A 22,743-nucleotide genomic window follows, 5' to 3' on the forward strand; every position below is an offset into this window, starting at 1 on the left:
GGCGCACTCAGTCCGGGTCGGGGGCCTGGGCCCTGGGCGATCCCTTTCGCGTGCGCGGGCGCGCCCCGACGGCCAGCCCGCCGAGGTTGAGACCCCCGGCGAAGGGCAACAGGGCCGCGGCGTGCATCGCGGCCGTCTCCGTGGCGGGCAGGCCACGGGCCCGGAGCGCCACGATCGCGAGGATCGCGAGGAACCCGCCCAGCGCCTGGGGCCACCCGCGCGGGAGCAGCATGACGACGACCCCGGCCAGCAGGGCGAGCCCGGCGCGCGTGAGCACGTCGGCCGGGGGGAGTCCCAGCCACAGCGGCCACGCGACGCCCCCGAGCGTCGCGAGCCCGCCCACCACGAGGCTGAGGACCCGCCGCTGGTATGCGTCGCGCTGGGCACGGGTGGTGCGCGGCCGCGTCACGGCGTCACCAGGTCCTGCAGCGGGTTCTCGGCGATGCCGATCACGGTGCCCGAGGAGACGCCGCCCCAGATGGCCTGGGTGTTGGGGGCGCCGAAGTTCACCAGTCCCTGCGGGGTGCGGGTGCCGAAGTAGGACATCTGGCTGAGCGTGCTCGTGCCCGTCGACTGCCCGACCGGGTACCAGCTCTGCGAGGTCACCACGCTGGTGGTGGTGCTGAAGGCACCGCTCACGCCCACCGACGCCCAGTTGATGGGTTCGCCCGGGTTGGCGATCATCTGGCTGGTGAGGTTGCCCGCCGAGCTGCCCATGCCGTTGATCACGGCAGACGTGCCGATGGCCAGCGCCCCGGTCGAGGACTGCCCGAACACCGTGCGGGCGATCGTGCCGCCCGCCGGACCTGCGGCGCCGCCGACGCTGCCGGCGACGATCCCGCCGGAGACGGAGGCGGCGAGCCCCTGCCAGGTGAAGTTGTCGGTGGTCACCGCATAGGAGATGCCACCGCTGGCGCCGCCCACCCCGCCGTTGACGAGCACGGCGGTGCGCAGGGCCGCGGTGCCGCCCGTGGACGCCGCGCTCGCCCAGCTGGCGAACCCGCCGCCCGCGGCGCCGAGCACGCCGGACAGGGCGACCTGGCCCCAGTTCACCTCGCCGGTCGTCGCCTGCTGGATGATGGCGTTGCCGCCCGCGCTGATGAGGCCGACGCCCAGGGTCGGCCCGAGCGGGGTGAACATGAGGGCCGCTCCGGCGACGACCATGAGGGCGCCCTGCCAGTTGTCCGACAGCCACTCCCCGGCAGCGGCGAAGAAGCCGGCGCCGTTGGCGGCCGCGTACGCCTGCAGGTCGGCGTCCGAGACCGGCGAGAGGCCCAGCGGGTCGAGCGCGTGCAGCGGGTCGTTGCCCGCGTACGAGTACGGGTTGGACGCCCACGCGCTGCCCGGCACCGGGTCGCGCGGGTCGACGGCCAGGAACGACCGCGTGGCCGGGTCGTACGGCCGGGCGCCGAGCCACTCCAGCCCGTCGACGGCCAGCAGGCCGACCGGGCCGAGAGCAGTGCCGCCGCCGACCGCCGGGCCGAGCAGCGCCGCCCACGGGTCGCTGCCCGTGCCGCGCCCGGGACGCCAGCCCGCGGCCAGCCAGTCGTCGCCGACCGCGGTCGCGCCCGGCGCCACCGTGACCGGGCGGTCGCCGACGGCGACGGGGTGCGGGGTGGGGGAGGGGGTGTCCCAGAACAGCTCGGCGTCGTCGAGGCGGGCGAGCTCGCCGAGGGCGTCCACGTGCACCCGGGTGGCGCCGGCCGGGCCGGTGATGCCGGTGAGCCAGCCGAGGGCGCTCCACGTCAGCCGGAGGTCGCCGTCGGGGCCGTGCTGGCCGGTGCGGCGTCCGGCGGCGTCGTGGGTGTACCGGGTCTCGCCGGCGCTCGAGCGCGTGGCCAGCAGCTGGCCAGCGGCGTCGTGTTCGTGCTCGACCGTGGCCCCGTCGGCGGTCTCGGACGCCAGCCGCCCGGCCGCGTCCCACACCCAGGTGCGCTCGTGCTCGGCCGAGCGGGCGGCGAGGAGCTGCCCGGCGGCGTCGTGCTCGAAGGCGGTCGTGTCCCCGTCGCGGTCGAGGGCGGTGATGCGCCCGTCGGCGTCGCGGGTCACCGTGGTGGTGGCGGTGCCGGCACCGGAGCGCAGGGTGTGCGCGACCACGTGGCCGTCGGCCCAGCGCCAGGACTGTTCGCCGTCGGTGGTGCGGGCGCCGACCAGCCGGCCGGCCGCGTCGTGGTCGACCTGCACGCGCCCGGCGTGCGGGGCATCAATGGCGACCGGGCGACCGAGGGCGTCCCGCTCGATGTGGGTGGTGCCGGCCGGGGTGGTCAGGGCGGTGACGCGGCCGAGGGCGTCCCGCGTCCACCGGACGCCGCGCCCGTCGCGCGTGCGCTCGACGAGGTGGCCGGCGGCGTCCCACACCAGGGTGTGCGTGACCTCGCGGTCGGGGTCGGTGCGGTCGAACACCGTCACCGTGCGCGTCGCCGGGTCGCGGACGAAGGCGGCCACGGTGCGCCCGTCGACCGACGCGGACTCGGGGCGCCCGGCGGCGTCGTGGGTCCAGGCCAGGTGCTCCCCGGTGGCGTTGCGCTGCCACAGCTGGCGCCCGGCGCCGTCGTAGCCCGCCGTCAGTTCGCGGCCGAGGGCGTCGGTCTGGGAGGCGAGCCGGCCCAGGGGCGTCCACGACCGGTGGGTGGTGTGGCCCAGCGGGTCGGTCGTGGCGACGACCCGGCCGAGCGCGTCGTAGGTGTGCGTCGTGGTGCGGCCCAACGCGTCGGTGACCGCGGTGACCCGCCCCGCGGCGTCCCACGTGAAGCGGCGGCGGCCGAACCGGGCGTCCCTGATCGCGACCACGCGCCCGGCGAGGTCGTACTCCCAGGCCGTGCGGCCGTGGTCGGGGGCGGTGCGGGCGGCGAGGCGACCGCAGGCGTCCCACTCCAGGCGGGTGTCGGCGCCGGTGGGGTCGGTCTCGACCGCGAGGCGTCCGGCCTTGTCGTAGGCGAAGCGCCACGTCGAGCCGGCGGCGTCGGTGAGCGTGGACAGTCGGCCGCAGCGGTCGTAGGCGTACGTCGTCGTGGAGCCGTCGGGTCGGGTCAGCTGCAGCACCCGCCCGGCGGCGTCGCGGCGCAGCGCGGTGACGCCTCCGGTGGGGTCGACGAACTCGACGGGCCGGCCGCAGCGGTCGTACCGGGTCAGCCGGTGGCCGCCGTCGGGGGCCTGCGTGGAGACGATGCGGCCGAGCTGGTCGGTCGTGACCGACGTGGAGCCGTCGACACCGTCGGGGCCGATGGTCAGCGTCGACCCGGACGCCGTGGCCCGCATCGCGCGGCCGGTCGGGTCGATGAGCGCCGTGGGGAGCCCCTGCTCGTCGAACTCGGCGCGCCACGTGTTGCCCTCGGGGTCGGTGGTGGCGACCAGGCGGGAGAGCGCGTCGTGGGCGTACTCCCAGCGGCTCCCGTCGGGCAGGGTGAGGGCGCTGATGAGCCCGAGGTCGTCGAGGGTGCGGGCGGTCGTCAGGCCCAGGGCGTCGGTGACCGCGGTGGCCTCGCCGTGCTGGCTGAGGGTGCGCTCGGTGCGGTGGCCGAGCGGGTCGACGGTCGCGACGAGGCGCCCGCCCGCCGTGTGCTCGAAGCGCCAGGTGCCGCCGTCGGGGTCGGTGCGGGAGACGAGGATGCCCCGCTCGTCGTGGGCGAAGGTGGTGCGGTGCCCCTCGGGAGTGACCGCGGCCGTGGGGAGGCCGAGGGCGTCGCGCTCGATGCGGGCGGTCGCGCCGTCAGCGTCGGTCACCGCGACCAGGTCGCCCCGGGCGTCGTGGGTGAACTCCAGCCGCACGCCGGTCGGGTCGGTGACCGAGGTGAGGAGGTTGCCGGCCCACGCCAGGCGGGTCGTGCCGCCCTCGGGGTCGACCCAGGTGCTGGGGTTGCGGTCGTCGCCGGCGTACTCGTAGCGGGTGGTCGCCCGCTGGTCGCCGGACACGACGGCGACCTCGGTGACGCGGTCGAGCTCGTCCCAGCGGGTCTCGACGCGCGCGCCCGACGGCAGCGCTCGGGTGACCTCCCGCCCGCGCTCGTCGTGCTCGGCGACGGTCAACGACCCGTCGCGGGCGGTCACCATCACGAGGTGCCCGTGGCCGTCGTAGGCCATCGACTGGCGGTGGCCGAGGGCGTCCACGACCCCCACGAGGCGGCCCTTCGCGTCGTGCAGCCACGTGTTCGCGCGGGTTCCGTCGGGGTCGGAGACGACCGTCACCCGGCCGGGCAGGTAGGAGTAGCGCGAGGTGCGCCCGAACCGGGAGACCTGCGCGACCACGCGGCCGTGCTCGTCGTAGGTGTTGTCGACCTCGACCACGCCGTCGGCGTCGGTCACGGTCGCGATGAGGCCGGCGTCGTTCCAGGCGTAGCGGCGGGTGCCGCCGGGGGAGGTGACGGCGACCAGGCGGCCCGCGTCGTCGTAGTCGTAGGTGACCTGCCGGCCGTCGTCGGACGCCGCGCGCACGACCCGGTCGTCGGCCCAGTCGAGGTCGATGCGGCGCCCGCGCTCGTGGACCATCGCGGCCAGGCGGGTGCCCGACCACTCCAGGGTGACGGCGGTGCCGGCGCCGCGCGCCGTCTCGACCAGGCGTCCGGCGTTGTCGAAGCGCCACCGGCCGCCCCGGTTGTCGGTGACGACGTGGCCGTCGGCCGCGGCGTCCAGCCAGTACGCCTCGGTGGTCGCGCGCGCCCAGCCGGAGCCCTGGCGCGGGAACAGCACGCGCCGGCCGTCGGCGAGCACCCACCACGCGGCGTCGTCGTCGAAGACGAGACCGGCCTCGGTCCACGACGACCAGCCGGGGCCGAACGCGCCGGTCGAGTCGTCCATCGCGTTGTACATGCGGGTGAGGCGCAGGGACGACGCCGCGCCCGGGAACGTGAGGTCGGCCTCGGGCTCGAGGAAGTTGCCCGTCGCCGTGTTCACCGGGTCGTCGGAGTAGCCGGTGGTCGGCGGGGCGCCGAAGGCCTGCGGGGGCTCGATCTCGAGGGGGGTGCGCTCGGCGCTGACGCCGCCGGCCTGCAGCGCGGCGGTGATGCTCGCGTTGGACAGCGTCACGATGCTGCCGTCGCCCGCCTCCTCGAAGGCGGCGGCCACGGCGCGGGCCCACGTGACGTCGTTGCCGTTGGCGGTGAGGTAGGAGCCGAACGCTCTCAGGACGCCCTCGGCCGACAGGGTGCCCCACCCGCAGCCGGAGGTGAAGGCGTCCAGCGCCGTGCGCAGGGAGGTGGTGTAGCTCGACAGCGAGTCGTTGGCGCCCTCGGAGTTGTCGGCGAACGTGCGCAGGTGGCCGGGGCGGGCCGACGAGGTGCCGCTCGAGGACGACCCCGAGGTCGGGGCGGTGCGCGGCGCGACGGCCGGGATCGGCGGGTACTGCGGCTCGGGCGGGTCGGGCGGCCCGAAGGGCGGGTCCTCCTCGCCCATGAAGAAGTCGTGGATGTGGTCGAGGGCGTTGCGGTTGTCGCGCCGGTGCTTCCACGCCCGGGCGGTCTCGCGGCGCTCCTGCTCCTTGGTCGCCGACCCGGCGAGGTACTCGGCTGCCGTCGCCACGTTGCGCAGGGCGATGACCAGCCCACCCGCGTCAGCCGCCTGGATGCGCCCGTTCTCGCTGAACACCTGGGAGTAGTAGCCGGCGAAGTCGACCAGCCCGTGCTGGACCCACGAGGCGCGCGAGCCGGCCTGGTTCTCGATGGAGGTCGCGGCGTTGCGGCAGGTGCGCGCCAGGTCGGCGGACGCGACGTGGTCGAAGCGGACGTCCTCGGCGGTGCCGTGGAGCGGGTCGGTCATGGGGGAACCTCGTCGGTGGGGGGTGGTGGCCCGTCCACGCTAACAGCTGCGCCGCGGCCGCCGACCGCGATCCACAGGGGAGGACTCCCCGCTCGGGCGCCGGTGAACGAAGCGCCCCGTACCCGGTGGGGGTACGGGGCGCCTCAGGGTGGTGAGACCGGGGATCAGCCCAGGAACCGCCTCGCGACGGCTGCGACGATCGGGTCGCCGGAGGCCGCCAGCCGCTCGAGGGCGGGGCCGGCGGCCTCGCCGAGCTGGCCGAGCGCGGAGACCGCGGCCAGGCGCACGGCGTCCACCTCGTCGGTGGCCAGCGTGGCCAGGGCCTCGGACGCCGTGGCGGCCTCCTCGCCCAGGTGGCCGAGGGCGTCGGCCGCGTGCTCGCGCACCTCGGCGTCGGTGTCGGACAGCGCCGCGGTCAGGGCCGGGACGGCCGCCTCGCCGAAGCGGTGGAACGCCGCGGTCAGGGCGTCGCGCTGGAGGGCGTCGCCGTCACCGAGGCGTCCGGCCAGGGCGTCCAGCGCCTTGTCGGCCTGCTCGGCGCCCGAGTGGGCCACCGCGCGGTAGGCCTTGAGGGCCACGTCGACGTCCTCGTCGGCCACGAGCGGCGTCAGGGCGTCGAGGTGCGCGGGGTCGCCCACCTTGCTGAGGATGTGCGCGCCGGTGCGCCGCAGGTGCGGGTCGGCGTCGGTCAGCATCGCGAGGACCTCGGGCAGCGCCGTGTCGATGTGCTGCACGGTCGCCCAGGTCAGCGTCTCGTGGACGCCGCAGCCCGGCGTCTCGGCGCGCAGGCGCTGCAGCAGGCCGGGGACGACGGCCGGGTCCTTGATCATGCCGAGGTTCATCGCCGCCTGGCGACGCTCGGTCTCGGTGCGCATCCCGCTCGTGCCCGCCTGGGTGGGGGCGTCGAGGATCGCGAGCAACTGGTCAATGGTGTGGTTGGTCATGGATGTCCACCTCCTGTGGTCACGACGCTAAACCCTCACGTCGCGTGAGACTCAAATCGTGCGACAGCCCGCGTCCGTGGGGACGCGGGCTGCTGCGGTTCGGCGGTCACTCCGCCCGGGCGAAGGCCTTGTCGGTGAGGACCGCGTCGGCGAGGGAGGCGAGGTAGCGTTCGGCGTCGAGGGCGGCCGAGCAGCCGGTGCCGGCGGCGGTGATTGCCTGGCGGTAGGTGTGGTCGACGAGGTCGCCGGCGGCGAAGACGCCGGCCACGCTGGTGGCGGTGCTGCCGGGCTGGACCAGGACGTAGCCCTCGGCGTCCAGGTCGACCTGGCCCTTGACGAGTTCGGAGCGGGGGTCGTGGCCGATGGCGACGAACACGCCCTGGACCTCGAGGTCGCGGGTCTGGCCGGTGACGGTGTCGCGCAGGGTGATCGACTCGACGGTGTTCTCGCCGTTGATGGACTCGACCACCGAGTTCCAGGCGAAGTCGACCTTGGGGTCGGCCTCGGCGCGAGCGGCCATGATCTTGGAGGCGCGCAGTTCGTCGCGGCGGTGGACCATGGTGACCGAGGTGCCGAAGCGGGACAGGAAGGTGGCCTCCTCGACGGCGGAGTCGCCGCCGCCGATGACGGCGATGGGCTTGTTGCGGAAGAAGAAGCCGTCGCAGGTGGCGCACCACGAGACGCCCTTGCCGGACAGTTTGTCCTCGCCGGGGACGCCGAGGCGGCGGTAGCCCGAGCCCATGGCGAGGATGATGGCCTTGGCGCGGTACTCGGTGCCGTCGGAGTCCTTGACGACCTTGACCGGGCCGGTGAGGTCGACCTCGGTGACGTCGTCGTCGATGAGTTCGGCGCCGAAGCGTTCGGCCTGGGCCTTCATGTTCATCATGAGGTCGGGGCCCATGATGCCCTCGGGGAAGCCGGGGAAGTTCTCCACGTCGGTGGTGTTCATCAGGGCGCCGCCGGCGTCGACGGCGCCGGTGAACACGAGCGGCGCCAGGGAGGCGCGGGCCGCGTAGACAGCGGCGGTGTAGCCGGCCGGGCCGGACCCGATGATGATGACTTCGCGGACGTCGCTCATGATTCCTTCTTCGCTCGTGGTCGTCGACCAGCCTAGTGACCGCGCCGACGTCAGCTGCAACCGTCTGGACGCCCCGGGTATTCCGTCAGGGGCTGACCCGGATCTCGTGGATCGACCCGACGTAGTTGGCCCCGTCCCGCGGCATCGCCGTGAGGTAGACGAGCAGCCAACGGGTCTCGATCGTGGCGTCCAGCTTCACCTGGACCGCGCCCGTGGAGGCGGTGAAGCCGTCGATGCGGCGCCACTGCGACTCCGACTCCATCGGCGGTTCGGTCGCCATCGGGTCGGCGGGCACGCGGATGTCGGCGGTGGTCGGGCCGGGGCCGACGTCCACCGTCACCCACGAGACCTCCTTGACCTCGCCGAGGTCGACCACCACGCCCGCGCCGGGCTTGCGCCCGTTGAAGTTGGCGGAGCGGCCGTAGCGCTCGGTGGTCCACGCGGTGGTGGGGTCGCCGTCCATCACGTAGCGGGCCTGGTCGGGGTTCTCGACGCCGTCGCCGCCGTCGCCGGCCGGGTCGAAGTCGCGCGCAGAGACGAGCGCATAGGGGGCGTCCGGGGTCGGCGGCACGGCCCGCGACTTGGTGAACTGGTTCACGAACACGCCCACGAGCGAGGCCACCAGGACCAGCGCGAACAGGCCGAGCAGCAGGGCCTGCCAGCGGCGCGGCGGGTCCTGCGAGGGCGCCTGCTGCGAGACGGTGACGGCCGACCGCGGCGGCGGGATCGGGGTGAACGGGGCCGCGGGCGGGGCGTCCTCGACGTCGTCGACGTCGTCGAGCCAGAAGGCCTGCGTCGAGATCTCGGCGTCGGGGTCGTGCACCTCGTCGGTCGGGGAGGCCGGCCCCCAGGGCGAGGCCGGGCGGTCGTCGGCGCGGGAGTGGAGCGCGCCGGTGGGCTCGTCGTCGGCGGAGAGGTCGTCCTCGAGGGGGGCCAGCCCGGCCAGGGGCTCGGACGGCGCGGCGAACGGGTCGTGGGCGGCGGTGGCGTCGTCGGGGTCGACCTCGGTCGCGCCGACGGGCTCGCTCAGCTGGGTGGCGCCGAACGCGCCGGCCGCCAGCGGGGACGCCAGCAGGTCGGTGCGCGGCGGCTTGGGTGCGGTGATGCGGACGTGCTCGATCGGGTAGCGCAGCCGCGCCTCGAGCAGGTGCGACCCGTCGACGCTGCCGAGGATGGCCGACAGGGCCACCGCGATGTCGGACGCCGTCTCCAGCCGGGTCGCCCGCCCGCGGGGGATCGGGGACAGGATCCGGTCGACGATGTCGGACAGCTCCAGCGACACCTTCTTGTTGACCTGCCGGGGCACCACCGGACGCCCCTTGCTGTCGGTGGGCGCCGCACGCAGGCCGTAGCGGGCCGGGCCGGGCCAGTGCCCGGTGAGCCCGGCGTACAGCAGCTCGCCGAGGGCGCGCACGTCGGCCTTCTCGGGGTCCTCGTCGGCGGCGGGGGTCGGGTGCAGCGCGTACTCGACCAGGAAGCCGACGATCTTCACGTTGCCGGACGCCGTGACGACCACGGTGTCGGGGTTCAGCTGGCGGTGGTGCAGCCCCTGGGCGTGCATCGCGACCAGGCCGGCCGCGACCTCGCGGACGACCCACGCCGCCTCGACGTCGGTGAAGGCGCCCTGGCGCAGCGCCAGCTCCAGCGACTGGCCGGGGGCGTACTCGCACACGATGTAGGAGCCGTGGTCGCCGGACTCGTCGAGCACGGCGTCCCAGACCCGCAGGTAGCGGGCGTCGACGGCGGGCGCGGCCTGGCGGGCCTGGTCGAGGATCTGGAGGACGCGGCCCTCGTTGGGGTCCATGACGTGCAGCAGCACCGGGCGGGAGAGGTTGAGGTCCCAGCCCCGCCACGTGACCGTGGACCCGCGCCGGTTGAGGGCCTCGTCGAGACGGTAGCGCTGGTCGAGGATGTGCCCGGGCGCGTTGTGCGGGCCGGCGTACACGCCGCCGGCGACCGGGGTCGGCCGGCCCGGCTCGGGGTACTCCAGCAGCGCCGACTCGGTGCGTTCGGCGGTGGCCTCCACGGCGTCCCCCGCCGAGACCGGGGCTGCGTCGTCGGGCGCGGCGGTGGCCGCACCCCCGCCGCGGCGGCGCAGCACGCTCGCCAGCTCGGTGGTCTCGCGGATGTGCAGGCGCTTGGCGACGAAGAAGAAGGTGAGCAGCACCAGGGCCACCGCGCCCACGAAGGCGCCCAGCACGACGGCGTAGCCGCGGCCGTTCGACCACCAGGCGAGCAGACCGGCGAGCACGGCGCCCGGCAGCACGGCGACCAGCAGCTGCACCGTGTGGCGGACGATCTCGCCGCCGGCCATCTGGGGCAGTCGTCCCTTCAGGGCCCGGTGGGTCAGCCAGGCCCCGACCAGGTAGGACAGGCCGTAGGCCAGCGCGAGGCGCGGCGCGACGGTCATCGGGTCGCTGCCCAGCCCCACGAACAGGAAGGCGGCCCCCACGTTGACCACCGAGATGACGAGCTGGATGAGGAAGGGCGTCCGGGTGTCCTCGAGGGCGTAGAAGCCGCGCAGGTAGACGTACTGGATCGTGTACGGCACCAGGGCCAGGGCGAGCGCCACGAGCGTCCAGCCGATGGCGACCCAGCCGCCCTCGGCCGCGCCGTGGCCGAACGCCAGCCGGCTGAACGGGACACCGAGCACCAGGAAGCCGACCGCGGCCGGCACGAGGAAGGTCAAGGCCAGGCGCAGGGTGCGCGTGGTCTCGGCGGCGACACCCGGCATGTCGTGGGCGGCGGCCAGCCGCGAGGCGCTGGGCAGCATCGCCGTGGCCAGCGACACGGTCAGCAGGGAGTGGGGCAGCAGCCAGACCAGGTAGGCGGTGTTGTAGGCCGTGACGCCGGCGCCCGACTCGGTGCCGTCGCCGCCCATCGTCGCGCCCGACCCGAGCCGGGTGTTGACGATCTGCACGACGGTGGTGAGCAGGACGTAGCCGAGCATCCACTTGGCGAGGTGGAAGGTCTCGCCGAGGCCCTGCCCCTTGAGGTCCCACCGCGGGCGGTACCGGAACCCGATCCGGCGCATGGCCGGCACCAGCGCGAGCGTCTGCACGATGATGCCCAGCGTGGAGCCGAGGCCGAGCAGTAGCACCTGCTGGTCGCTGAACGGCACGTCGGGGTTGGTGTTGGTGCCCCAGACGGCCAGGAAGATGCCGAGCACCGAGATCGCCACGATGTTGTTCAGGATCGGCGCCCACATCATCGGGCCGAAGTTGTCGCGGGCGTTGAGGACCTGGCCGATGAGGAAGAACGCCCCGTAGAAGAACAGCTGCGGCATGGTCAGGAACGCCATGAACACCAGCTGTTCCCAGTGGCCGGCGTTCTCGGCGGCGCGCCACGAGCCCTCGGTCCACAGGCTCATCACGAGCGGCGTGACCAGCGTGAACAGCGCGGTGACCGCGACCAGCAGCACCAGGAACGCGGTCATGATCCGGTTGATGAAGGCCTCGCCGCCGTCGGCGTCGTTCTTGGCGTGCCGCACGATCTGGGGGACGAGCACGGTGTTCAACGCCCCGCCGGCCACGAGCATGTACAGGGTGTTGGGCACGACGGTCGCGACGGAGTAGGTGTCGGCCTGGGCGGTGGTGGCACCGAGGGCGATGACGAGGAGGCCGGCCTTCACGAAGCCGAGCACCCGGCTGATCAGCGTGCCGGCCGCCATGAGTGCGGTGGCGTTGAGGAGTCGCCGGCTCGCCGCCTGCGGCGTCCTGTCCGTCCCGTCAGCCATCCTCACCCTTCCCCTGTCGGCGCACCTGCCGGATGCGGTGGGCCGTCGTCACCACCAGCACCAACCCGGACGCGATCACGATGACCCACCCGATGGTGCCGACGTTCGTCGTCTCGACCGCGATCTCGCGGTCGGGTGTCAGCCTATGGCCGTCCGCCGTCTCCACGTGGACGCGCGCGCTGACGACGCCGCCACCGGCCGACTCGGCGGGCACCAGCACGGTGCTGGCCGACCCCGACGGGATCTCCACCGGGTCGGGGGACAGCAGCCGGATGCGCTGCGGGTTGTCGGTGCTGGCCACCACCCGAACGGTGATCGGGTCCTGGATCCGGTTGGTCACCGTCACCGGGAACTCGGAGGTCCTGCCGGTCATCGTGAAGCGGGGGGAGGCGTCGAGGGTGACCAGGTCGCCCTGGGGGAGTGCCACGCGCTGCTCGACGCTGGTCAGCCACGCGGACTGGGCATCGGCCTCCCCGGTCCACCAGCGGGACGCCGCGCGTGCGGTCTGGGCGTCCACGTACTCCCCGACCCCGGACGCCGGGGCGGCCGCGGCGTAGGCGGCCATCCGGTCGCGCAGCTCGAGGACGCGGCCAAGGCCGCCCGCGTCGAGGGCGCCGATCGCGGGGGTCTGGGCGGGCGGGGGCGCCCAGTCGTGGGCGGGCAGCGCGGCCAGGTCGGCCAGGGTGGCCGGCACGAGGCCGGGCGGGAGCGCGGTGGTGTCGGCGGGGATCGCCTCGGGGGAGTCGGCCCAGCGCAGCTCGCCGCCCGCGGCCCGGGCCAGCGCCAGCCGGACGGCCGCCCGGTTCAGCGCCGTGTCGGGCAGGAGGGCGGAGGAGGGGACGAGGGGGGTCTCCTCGGACGCCACGAGCGCGTCGACCTCGCCGGCGCGGACGTGTACGTGTGGGTTGCCGCTGTCGAGGAGCACCACGTGGCCGCCGAGCTGGGCGGCGAGGGCCAGGCCGCTCGCGTCGGGGTGGTCCAGGACCGCGACCCGGGCCAGCCCGTCGGGCGCGTTGGCGTCGGTCTCCGCGGAGACCGCCGTCCGCAGCACCTCGGCGGGCAGGGCGGCCAGGGCCGGCAGGTCGGGGGAGCCGAACAGCTCCACGGCACCGGAGCCGGTGGGCAGCGCCCGCAGCCGCCCCAGCCAAGCCGCCGCGGCGTCCGCCCCCGTGCCCGCCTCGGTGCCGTCGGCCGTGCGGATGCGGTAGCCGTCGGCCATGTCCTCGAGCTCGGCCAGGAGGGAGGGGTCGACGACCCAAGTGGTCCCGCTGCCCTCCACGGCGTCCAGCAGGGCGTCGAGGCGGCCGCCGTCGACCTCGGTGTGCAGCCCGTCGTCGATGAAGAGGTCCTTCTTCACCTGCCGCGGCGGAGCGGACAGCTCGACCACCGTGGCGACCGGCAGGGGGGTCTCGGACGCCGAGACGAGCGTTCGCGCCGAGCCGACCGGCTGCAGGGCCCGGCCGCCGGCCCGCGCGGTCGCGTCGACCCCCGCCCACCACGTGGCGGAGGCGTGGACCAGCCCGAGGGCCTCGCGCGTGCCCGACACGGTGAACGGCAGCGTCGCGCCCGGCGGGACCTCCTGGGCGGGGTCGTCGCCGAGACGATCGCGGTTGGTCTCCTCCACCACGCGGGCGGTCCCCGGCGTGGTGGTCCCGGCCGTCACCGCGCCCGCGACCGCCTCGGGGGAGAGCAGCAGGTCGGGCGAGCGCCACAGGGCGACCCGGATGTCGGTGAGGGGCACGGTGCCGGTGTTGGTGACCATGCCGGTGAGGGTGACCGACGTCGCGGTGACGTCGGCGCGCGTGAGGGTGACCTGAGCCGTGGGCTCCTCGGCGGCGACCGCGGGGTCGACCGGTGCGGCCGCCAGCGGGGCGGCCAGCGCGAGCGCGGCGAGCAGGGGAGCCAGCCGGGCGCGGCGGGGGCCGGGCCGGGGCGAAGTCACCTGTCCATCGTAGGCCGGTAGACTGGTCGATCGTGCCGAGCCTCTCCGTCGAACAGCGTCACGCCCTCACGGGCGTCGTGGTGGCGAACCCCGTCATCGGCCACGTCGCCGCGGCCTTCGCCGAGGCGGGCCACGACCTCCACCTGGTGGGCGGGCCGGTGCGCGACGCGCTGATGGGCCGCGGCGTCCACGACCTCGACTTCACCACCGACGCACGCCCCGACGCCATCGAGGCGGTGCTCAAGGGCCTCACCAAGGCGACGTGGGACATGGGCCGCGAGTTCGGCACCATCGGCGCCGTGGTGCGGGTCGGCGACGCCGAGGAGACCGTCGAGGTCACCACCTACCGCGCCGACTCCTACGACCCGGCCTCGCGCAAGCCCACCGTCTCGTTCGGCGACTCGCTCGTCGACGACCTCGTCCGCCGTGACTTCACCGTCAACGCGATGGCGCTCTCGGTGGTGTCCGGGGCGTTCGCCGACCCGCACGGCGGCCTGGCCGACCTCGAGGCCGGCGTCCTGCGCACCCCGTCGACCCCCGAGGTCTCCTTCAGCGACGACCCGCTGCGGATGATGCGGGCCGCACGGTTCGCGTCCCAGCTCGGCTTCACCCCCGCCCCCGAGGTGGTCGACGCGATGACCGACATGGCCGAGCGCATCGACATCATCTCCGCCGAGCGCGTGCGTGACGAGCTCTCCCGGCTGCTGCTCTCGGACGCCCCGCGCGCCGGGCTGGACCTCCTCGTCCGCACCGGACTGGCCGACCGCGTCCTGCCGGAGGTGGCCGCGCTGGTGCGCGAGGTCGACGAGCACGGCCGCCACAAGGACATCTACCAGCACACCCTCACCGTGCTGGAGCAGTCGATCGACCTGGAGCGCGAACGCGGGCATGCCCCCGACCTCGTCGGCCGGCTGGCCGCGGTGTTCCACGACATCGGCAAGCCGCGCACCAAGAAGTTCGAGGCCGGCGGCAAGGTCTCCTTCCACCACCACGACGTGGTCGGGGCGAAGATGACGAAGAAGCGCCTGTCCGACCTGCGATTCTCCTCCGACGAGGTCAAGGCGGTGGCGAAGCTTGTCGAGCTGCACCTGCGGTTCCACGGCTACGCCGACGCAGACTGGACCGACTCGGCCGTGCGCCGCTACGTCCGCGACGCCGGCGACCAGCTCGAGCGGCTGCACATCCTCACCCGCGCCGACTGCACCACGCGCAACGCGCGCAAGGCGAACCGGTTGCGCACGGCGTACGAGCAGCTCGAGTGGCGCATCGACGCCTTGGCCGAGCAGGAGGAGCTGGACGCGATGCGTCCCGACCTCGACGGCACCCAGATCATGGAGGTGCTCGGCATCCGGCCCGGCCCGGAGGTGGGGCAGGCGTACAAGTTCCTGCTCGAGAAGCGCCTCGACGAGGGTCCCCTGGGCGAGGAACGCGCCCGCGAAATGCTTCTGGAGTGGTGGGCGCAGCGGTAGATCCGGGACGCCCCGCCGGCGGCCCGCTGCCCACGCCATGATGGGGCAGTGCAGACGGTGAGGGCGGTGACGGAACGGCTGGCGTCCGCGCCCGTCGTGCTCGTGATCATCGCGATCGCCTCGGTGCAGCTGGGGTCGTCGCTGGCCAAGGACCTCTACTCCGCGGCCGCGCCCCTCACCGTGGCCTGGCTGCGGCTCCTCGGCGCCGCTGTGGTGCTCGGGCTGATCACCCGGCCGCGCCTGCGCGCGCGGTCGGCGTCCGACTGGGCCTGGGTCGTGGCGTACGGACTGTGCCTGGCCGGCATGAACGTGACGTTCTACCTGGCCATCGAGCGCATCCCGATCGGGATGGCGGTCACCCTCGAGTTCCTGGGGCCGTTGGGGGTGTCCGTGGCGCTGTCGCGTCGGGCCCGCGACCTGCTGTGGGTCGGGCTGGCCGCGGTGGGCGTCGCCCTGCTCGGCTTCTCGCCCGGCGACCTCGACCCGGTCGGCGTGTTCTGGGCCCTGGCCGCGGCCTGCCTGTGGGCCGGTTACATCCTGCTCGCGGGGCCGACCGGACGCCGCTGGTCCGGCGTCTCGGGGGTGGCGGTGGCGTTCTGGGTCGGACTCGCCGGGCTGACGCCGGTGGTCTGGGCGCTCGACCTGTTCCCCGCCGCGGTGCCCGCGGTCTGGGGGCTCGGCCTGATGATCGGGCTGCTGTCCTCGGCGATCCCCTACGGGCTCGAGATGATGGCCCTGCGCCGCATCGAGCCGCGCATCTTCGGCATCCTCATGTCCCTCGAACCTGCCGCGGCGGCCCTGTTCGCGCTGGCCCTGCTGGGCGAGACGCTCCGCCCCATCGAGATCCTCGCCATGGCGTGCGTCGTGGTGGCCTCGATCGGTGTGGTGCGCTCGTCGCGCCCTGCCAGGCCCTCAGCGGACGCCGTTGGCCCAGAGGTCGCGTAGCAGGGCGATCTCGGCGAGGTGGTGGATGGCCTCGCGGTGGAACCGACCCGCGCGCCGAACACCCCGACCAGCAGGTGGCCGAGGCGCCACGCGATCGTGGTCACGGGGGCGGGATCCGGCTCGGGGAACGCGAAGTCGATGGTGAAGTCCCCGGAGCCGGCCTGGATCGGGGCGGTGCCGGTGCCGCGGGGGTGGACGTTCCAGGCTCCCGGGGCGGGCTCCCAGAAGTACTCGTCGTCGGTGAGCCCCTCGAGGCGGGGGCGGGCGGCGGTGTCCCAGTGCCAGGTGAACTGCTCGAGCAGGACTTCGGTCCGGTTCATGGCACCCAGTATGGGACGCGGCCCTGGGAGGCGGGGATGGGTGACGGGGTCAGATGTGGACGACCATGGGGCCAGTCAACCAACCCGGCGGCGTCCGGGACCCCGTCGGGGGTGTACGGAGGTGTACGAACCCCGTACGACAACGGGTTCCGTACGGTCAGCGGTCGCTGCAGGGGTCGATCCGGGGGATGCCGGGCAGGTATCGCTCCCACTCGTCGTCGGTGAGCGGCTCGCCGCGGAGCGCGCACAGGACCGGGCGTTCGGCGTCGGGGTCGGTGCCCCAGAGGCGGACCTCCCCGGTGGCGCCGGTGGCGGCGATGAGGGCCCCACCGGCGAGGAACTGCACGTCGTGCACCGACCCCATCGCGGCCGGCACCGACAGCACCGCTGTCGTGCTGTCCTCGGTGAGGTCCCACACCCACAGGTAGTCGCCGACGCCGGCCGCGACGAGCAGGGACGCGTCGGGGGAGAAGGCGATCGTGTTGATGCCGGCGCGCGGGCCGAGCAGGCGGCGGAGTTCCTGCGGCCGGGCCGGGTCGGTCCAGTCCCACAGCAGGACGTCGCCGCCGTCGGTGCCGGCAGCCAGAAGGCGCCCCGTCGATGAGAAGGCGGACGCCCCGGGGTTCGAGGGGGTCGGCAGGGACGCCGTGGCGACGGGATGCTCGGGGTCGGAGACGTCCCAGAGGTCGACGGCCCCCGCCGCGATGCCGACCTGCAGGTACCGCCCGTCGGGGGAGAAGGTCGCCAACTGGGGCACCTCGCTGGGCAGGGTCGCGAGCGGGGTCACGGAGAGGTCGGCGCCGATCCGCGCGAGCACCGTGCCGCGCCCGTTGTAGAGGCCGGCGGCGAGCAGGGTGCCGTCGGGACTCACGTCGAGCGCGACCAGGTTCTCGTCCGCGGCGATGCGCGAGGTGCGGGGGGTCCCGGGGACCGGACCCGCCACGTCCCAGACCACCACCTGACCGTCGGTGGTGCCCGCCACCACGCGGTCGCCGGCCGGGGTCATGGCCGTCGCCACCGAGGGCGCCAGCCCCTCGGGGAAGGGCAGGCGCAACCGCCGGTCGTTGCCGGGGCGGCCCCACAGCTCCACGACCGCGTCGGCCTGGTCGGTGCCGACCAGCCAGTCCGCGCCCGCGGCGTCCGCGGCCAGGTAGTAGATGCGGCCACCCTCGCTGCCCAGGACGCTGCTGCGCTCCCCCCAGTGCAGCAGCGTGCCGTCGACCAGGGTGGCCATCGGCTCGGGGCCGGCCCACGCCACCGACTGCACGATGGCGGGGGCCCTGATGCCGCGCAGGTGCTCCATGGTGTCGGACGCCCACACGTGCAGCCGCTGCTCGCTGTCTCCCGTGAGCAGCTGCGACCCGTCGCCGGAGAACGCGACGCCGTTGATCCAGAAGCTCGACACGGAGGTGAGCCGGGGCGGGGTGGTGCCTGCCCCGTCGAGCGGCCAGGTCGCCACCTGCCCGCTCGTCAGCCCTGCGGCCAGGCTGCTGCCGTCGGGGCTGATGGCCAGCGACAGCGCGCGGATGCCCGGGTCGGCGCCGAGGGGGATCGGGTCGGCCGGCTCGAGACCCGACGCGGTGACGGTCCAGACGCCGATGTGGTCGCGCGTGCCGGCGGTGAGGACCCGGCCACCGTCGGGGGTGAACGCCAGGGCGCTCACCTGCCCGTCGAAGGTCTGGGCCCCAAGGCGCTGGGGGCCGGCCGGCCGGTCGAGGTGCCAGAGCTCGACGGTCGAGGTGGTCCCGTCGGAGTGGGCCAGCGCAAAGCGGGGACCCGTGGGGTCGAAGGCGGCACCGAACAGCGTGCCCGCCCCGCCCAGGTCGGCCAGGGTGGTGGGCTCGTCCGTGACGTCCCACAGCGCGCGGTAGCCGCCGGCGCCCCCGGTCACCATGAGGAGGCGGTCCTCGATCCGGCCGAGGGCCGCGGCGAAGAGCTGCCCGCCGGCGGGGTCGGCGGTGAAGCGGACATCGGGCGGGCCGTGCACGGCGGTCCGCCACAGGGCGACCTCCCCGGCACCATCGACCTGGACCACCGAGCCGCCCGGGCCGGTGGTGGCGAAGGACGACCCGGGCGCCGTCCAGCGGGTGGGGACGTCGAGGCTGGTCGCCACGAGCAGGGAGCTGCGCGCCTCGCGGGTGGGAGCCAGCGCGGCGCTGACGAGGGCGAGCTGGGCGTACAGGTTCGGGTCACGGTCGCGCAGCGTGCTGGCCTGGTTGGCGACCTGGCGGGACTGGGCGTCCAGTTGCACCTGCCGGGTCTGCAGGAACGCGCCGGTGGCCAGCAGGGCGAGGACGAGGGTCAGCGCGGTCAGGCCGAACGCCAGCGCGCGCCCGCGCCGCAGCCGGGCCGACGTGCGGCGCTCCTGGGCGAGCTGGGAGGTGAAGTGGGCGCGGGACTCCGTGAGGAACTCGTCCTCGAGCGGGCTGAGCAGGTCGGTGCTGTCGTCCAGGCCCAGGCCGGCGAACATGGGCAGCCGGTCGACCGGGATCAGGCCGTCGGGGGAGCGGCCGCTGTCGACCCACAGGCGCGTGGCGCGGGAGAGGTGCTCCCGCACGCGGAGCTGCTCGCGGCCGTCCTCGATCCAGTCGGCCAGGCGCGGCCAGTGGCGCAGCACCGAGTCGTGGCTGATGTGCAGCTGGGTCTCGGTGGTGCTGAGCACCCGGGCGTCCACGAACGGGCGGGCGACGGCGAGCGTGGCCGTCGACAGCGAGGCCAGCGCGACAGGACGCCGCACGGCCCGGTCGTCCAGCAACCCGACCATGCGCATGAACAGGGCGCGCGCGGTGCGGCGCTGCTCGGTGGACAGGGACGCGACGATCCCGTCGGCGAGGTTCTCCACCGCCGAGGACAGCCCGCCGGCCCGTCGGTAGTCGTCGACGGTCATGCGCTGCCCCGACCCGGCGCCCCAGGTCATCAGCAGCGCGTGGGACACCAGCGGCAGCAGGGTGAGCGTGGCCTGCGGGTCCTCGGCCGCCCCGGTGTCGGCGAGGACGAGCTCGACCAAGCCCGGGTCGACCTCGACGTCGCGCAGGGCCGCGGGCCCGGTGATGGCCTGCCGGATCTCCTCCGGGGCCATGGGCTGGACCAGGATCGGCCGCTCGAGGGCGTCCCGCAGGTCGCCTAGTTCGGCGAGCCGCCCGTAGGCGTCGGAGCGGATGCCCAGCACGACGGTCACGCGGGCGGCGAGGTCGACCACGGCGGCGAGGGTCGCGTCCCGGTCCGCGCCCAGGTCCAGGAGTTCCTCGAACTGGTCGAGGACGATGAGGTCGGCGTCCCCGGTGTCGGGGTGGGTGGTGAGGTCACGGACGGGGAGGACACGGCCGCGCCGGTGCTCGAGCAGCCCGCCCGGGGCGCAGTGGCGCCCGACCAGCCCGGCCGCGAGCAGCGAGGACTTGCCGCTGCCGGACGGGCCGACCAGCGCGACGAGCCCGTGCGTGGGGGCGTGGTGCCGGACGGCGGTGGCGATCCGGGCGGCCTCGACGTCGCGCCCGAAGAAGAGCCGCTCCTCGGTGGTGGCGTAGGGGCGCAGGCCGACGTAGGGGGTGTCGCCGCTGCGCAGGGTGCCCAGGGCGCGGTCGACGTCGAGCCACTCGGGCTGGACCTCGCCCTCCAGCCCGAGCGCGCGGACGAGCCGCTCGAACTGCGGCCGCAGGGCGGGGGTCGGGGCGTGCTTGCCGGACAGCCACCCCTGCACCGTCGCGGCCGGGACGTCGACCAGGCGCGCGACCGCGCGGATCGACAGGTTCTTCCGGCGCCGGGCGCTGTCCAGGCGCGCGGCCAGCTCCTCCCGGGGGGTCACCGACACGGTCTCATCGTGGCACCAGCGACCCCCGGCAGGCGAAACGCCGAGGGCTTTACTTTGATCGTGATCAAAGTAAAGCCCTCGGCGTCCATGCCCGTGCCTCGGCGGGAGGCGGTCAGAGCATCGGCTGGGTGTGCCAGATGCGCTGGATGTAGTCGCGCATCGAGCGGTCGGAGCTGAAGAAGCCCGTGCGGGCCACGTTCAGGATCGCCGAGCGCGTCCAGGCGTCGGGGTCGGCGTACTTCTCCTCCACGCGCGCCTGGGCGTCGACGTAGGACTGGAAGTCGGCCAGCGCCATGAACCGGTCGCTGTGCAGCAGGTTGTAGACCACCGAGTCGAACAGGTGCTGGTCGCCGCCGGAGAAATGGCCGGACAGGATCAGGTCGATGGCCGCCTTGAGCTGCGCGTTGCCCTCGTAGTAGGCGCCCGGGCTGTAGCCCTTGGCGCCCAGGTCGGCGACCTCCGGCTCGGACATGCCGAACAGGAAGAAGTGCTTGTCGCCGACCAGCTCGCGGATCTCGACGTTCGCGCCGTCGTCGGTGCCGATGGTGAGCGCGCCGTTGAGGGCGAACTTCATGTTGCCGGTGCCCGAGGCCTCCATGCCGGCGAGCGAGATCTGCTCCGACAGGTCGGCGGCCGGGATCAGCTTCTCCGCCAGGGTCACGTTGTAGTTGGCCGGGAAGGCGACCTTGAGGCGTCCCTCCAGCTTGGGGTCGGCGTTGACGACCTCGGCCACCTTGTTGATCAGGTGGATGGTGTCCTTGGCCATCTTGTAGCCGGGGGCCGCCTTGGCGCCGAACACCACGGTGCGCGGGGTGACCTGGTCGACCGTTAGCTTGCCGGAGACGACCTGCTCGTACAGCGACACGATGTGCAGCAGCTTGAGGCTCTGGCGCTTGTACTCGTGCAGGCGCTTGACCATGACGTCGAGCAGGTGGCCGTCGGGCAGGTCGATGCCGTCGCGGTTGCGCAGCACCTGGGTCAGGCGGCGCTTGTTCCAGGCCTTGGCCTCGGCGAAGCGCTCGCGGAACTCGGGGTCCTCGGCGAAGGGCTCGAGTTCCTTGAGGCGCTCGAGGTCGGTGACCCAGCCGGCGCCGATGGTGTCGTTGATGAGTTCGGCGAGCTTGGGGTTGGCCATCTTCACGAAGCGGCGCGGCGTGACGCCGTTGGTGACGTTGGTGAACTTGTCGGGCCACAGCTCGGAGAAGTCGGGCAGCACCTTGTCGCGCAGCAGCTGGCTGTGCAGGGCGGCGACACCGTTCACCTTGGTGGCGGCGTACGTCGACAGGTACGCCATCCGGACGCCGCGCTCGGGGAGCTCGGCGATGATCGACATGCGGCGGGCGCGGAGCTCGTCACCGGGGTACGCCTCGCGCACCTCGGCCAGGAACTGCTCGTTGATCGCGTAGATGATCTCCAGGTGGCGCGGCAGCAGGCGGCCGAGCAGGTCGGTCGACCAGACCTCGAGGGCCTCCGGCAGCAGGGTGTGGCAGGTGTAGGCGAAGCACTTGGAGGTGACGGCCCACGCCTCGTCCCAGTCGAAGCCCTTCTCGTCCATCAGGATGCGCATGAGCTCGGGCACCGCGATGACCGGGTGGGTGTCGTTGAGCTGGAAGATGATGCGCTGGTCGAGGTTGTGGAGGTCGAAGTCGTCCTCCAACTCGTTCTCGATGAAGTCCCGCAGGGAGCAGGCCACGAAGAAGTACTGCTGCTGCAGGCGCAGCTCCTTGCCCTGCGGGGTCGAGTCCTCGGGGTAGAGCACCTTGCTGATGTTCTCGGCGAACGTCTGCGCGCGGACGGCCTGGGCGTAGTCGCCGGCGTTGAAGATCGCCAGGTCGAACGCCTTGGTCGCGGTGGCGCTCCACAGGCGCAGCGTGTTCACGCGGCCGTTGAGGTAGCCCGGCACCATGTAGTTGTAGGGGACGCCCAGGACGTTCCACTCGGGCAGCCAGCGGGTGCGCTCGGTGCCGTCGGCGTCGGTGTACGTCTCGGTGCGGCCACCGAAGTTCACCTGCACGGACGCCTCGGGGTGCGGGAACTCCCACGGCGAGCCCAGCGACAGCCACGTGTCGGGCTGCTCGACCTGCTTGCCGTCGACGAACGTCTGGCGGAAGATGCCGTACTCGTAACGGATGCCGTAGCCGATGCACGGCACGTCCATGGTCGCCAGGGAGTCGATGAAGCAGGCGGCGAGGCGGCCCAGGCCACCGTTGCCCAGACCCGGCTCGACCTCCTGGTTGCGCAGCGTGACCAGGTCGAGCCCGCACAGCTCCAGGCCCTTGCTGGCGATCTCGTTGAGGTCGGAGGCCAGGAGGGCGTTGCCGAGCTGGCGGCCAAGGAGGTATTCGGCGGACAGGTAGCCGACCGCCTTGACCTTGGCGTCGCGGGTCTTGCGGCCGGTCTCCAGCCAGCGCGCCATGAGGTAGTTCTTCACGGTGCTGGCGAGGGCCAGGTACTGGTCGTTCACGCTGGAACGGGACAGGGGAACACCCTGGTTGGTGTTCAGCTCGTGGATGAACTCCTTGACGAAACCGTCGACCGAGAAGACCGGGGAGCCCACGGGGGCGGTGGCCAGCGGGTGGGTCGGTGTGTTCGCCGGACCGACCGCACGACGACCGGTCGCCGGCCGCTCGGGGTTCGAGAGTCCATTCTGCGCAAGTTCAGGCATGGTCCCCAGCCTAGGGTGATCGCTGCGTGGCGCGAATTCGGGCCGCTTCCCGGACGCGTCTTGCGCCGCCGATGTGAGTGTGCCT

Annotated in this window: 10 protein-coding genes; 2 read left to right on the plus strand and 8 right to left on the minus strand. The window is 73.8% G+C overall.

Annotated features, from left to right (window positions below):
• Positions 1-7: 7 nt before the first annotated feature.
• The 6 genes from J4N02_RS00940 to J4N02_RS00965 all read right to left on the minus strand — a co-directional run bounded on the left by J4N02_RS00940 (position 8) and on the right by J4N02_RS00965 (position 13,451).
• On the minus strand, positions 8-409 hold the full coding sequence (locus J4N02_RS00940; RefSeq protein WP_182817471.1) for a hypothetical protein: 402 nt from the start codon (positions 407-409) through the stop codon (positions 8-10).
• The gene (locus J4N02_RS00945) at positions 406-5,751 is read right to left on the minus strand and encodes a DUF6531 domain-containing protein (RefSeq protein WP_188333726.1); all 5,346 of its coding nucleotides are present in this window, start codon (positions 5,749-5,751) and stop codon (positions 406-408) included. Before J4N02_RS00945 ends, J4N02_RS00940 begins: the two co-directional genes overlap by 4 nt.
• A gap of 164 nt (positions 5,752-5,915) precedes the next feature.
• A complete protein-coding gene (locus J4N02_RS00950; protein WP_188333725.1) occupies positions 5,916-6,695 on the minus strand; it encodes a HEAT repeat domain-containing protein in 780 nt (259 codons plus the stop codon).
• A 106-nt stretch (positions 6,696-6,801) separates the two neighbouring features.
• On the minus strand, positions 6,802-7,773 hold the full coding sequence (gene trxB / locus J4N02_RS00955) for a thioredoxin-disulfide reductase (protein WP_182817475.1): 972 nt from the start codon (positions 7,771-7,773) through the stop codon (positions 6,802-6,804).
• An 85-nt stretch (positions 7,774-7,858) separates the two neighbouring features.
• Entirely contained in the window at positions 7,859-11,509 is a 3,651-nt protein-coding gene (gene murJ, locus J4N02_RS00960) for a murein biosynthesis integral membrane protein MurJ (RefSeq protein WP_188333724.1), read from the minus strand.
• On the minus strand, positions 11,502-13,451 hold the full coding sequence (locus J4N02_RS00965) for a DUF6049 family protein (protein ID WP_188333723.1): 1,950 nt from the start codon (positions 13,449-13,451) through the stop codon (positions 11,502-11,504). The genes murJ and J4N02_RS00965 overlap by 8 nt, the downstream gene beginning before the upstream one ends.
• A 77-nt stretch (positions 13,452-13,528) precedes the next feature.
• On the opposite strand from J4N02_RS00965, the gene J4N02_RS00970 reads away from it, so the two are divergent.
• Both J4N02_RS00970 and J4N02_RS00975 read left to right on the plus strand, forming a co-directional pair.
• Positions 13,529-14,920, plus strand: coding sequence for a CCA tRNA nucleotidyltransferase (locus J4N02_RS00970; RefSeq protein WP_375539347.1), 1,392 nt, complete (start codon positions 13,529-13,531; stop codon positions 14,918-14,920).
• A gap of 66 nt (positions 14,921-14,986) precedes the next feature.
• Entirely contained in the window at positions 14,987-15,865 is an 879-nt protein-coding gene (locus tag J4N02_RS00975) for a DMT family transporter (RefSeq protein WP_243760836.1), read from the plus strand.
• A 477-nt stretch (positions 15,866-16,342) separates the two neighbouring features.
• Here J4N02_RS00975 and J4N02_RS00980 read toward each other — a convergent pair whose 3' ends face one another.
• The gene (locus J4N02_RS00980; RefSeq protein WP_188333721.1) at positions 16,343-19,993 is read right to left on the minus strand and encodes a helix-turn-helix domain-containing protein; all 3,651 of its coding nucleotides are present in this window, start codon (positions 19,991-19,993) and stop codon (positions 16,343-16,345) included.
• A 112-nt stretch (positions 19,994-20,105) separates the two neighbouring features.
• Entirely contained in the window at positions 20,106-22,658 is a 2,553-nt protein-coding gene (locus J4N02_RS00985; protein WP_188333720.1) for a glycogen/starch/alpha-glucan phosphorylase, read from the minus strand.
• Positions 22,659-22,743 lie beyond the last annotated feature (85 nt).

Origin of the sequence: Propioniciclava sp. MC1595, from assembly GCF_017569205.1 — a bacterium.
GTDB lineage: Bacteria > Actinomycetota > Actinomycetes > Propionibacteriales > Propionibacteriaceae > Propioniciclava.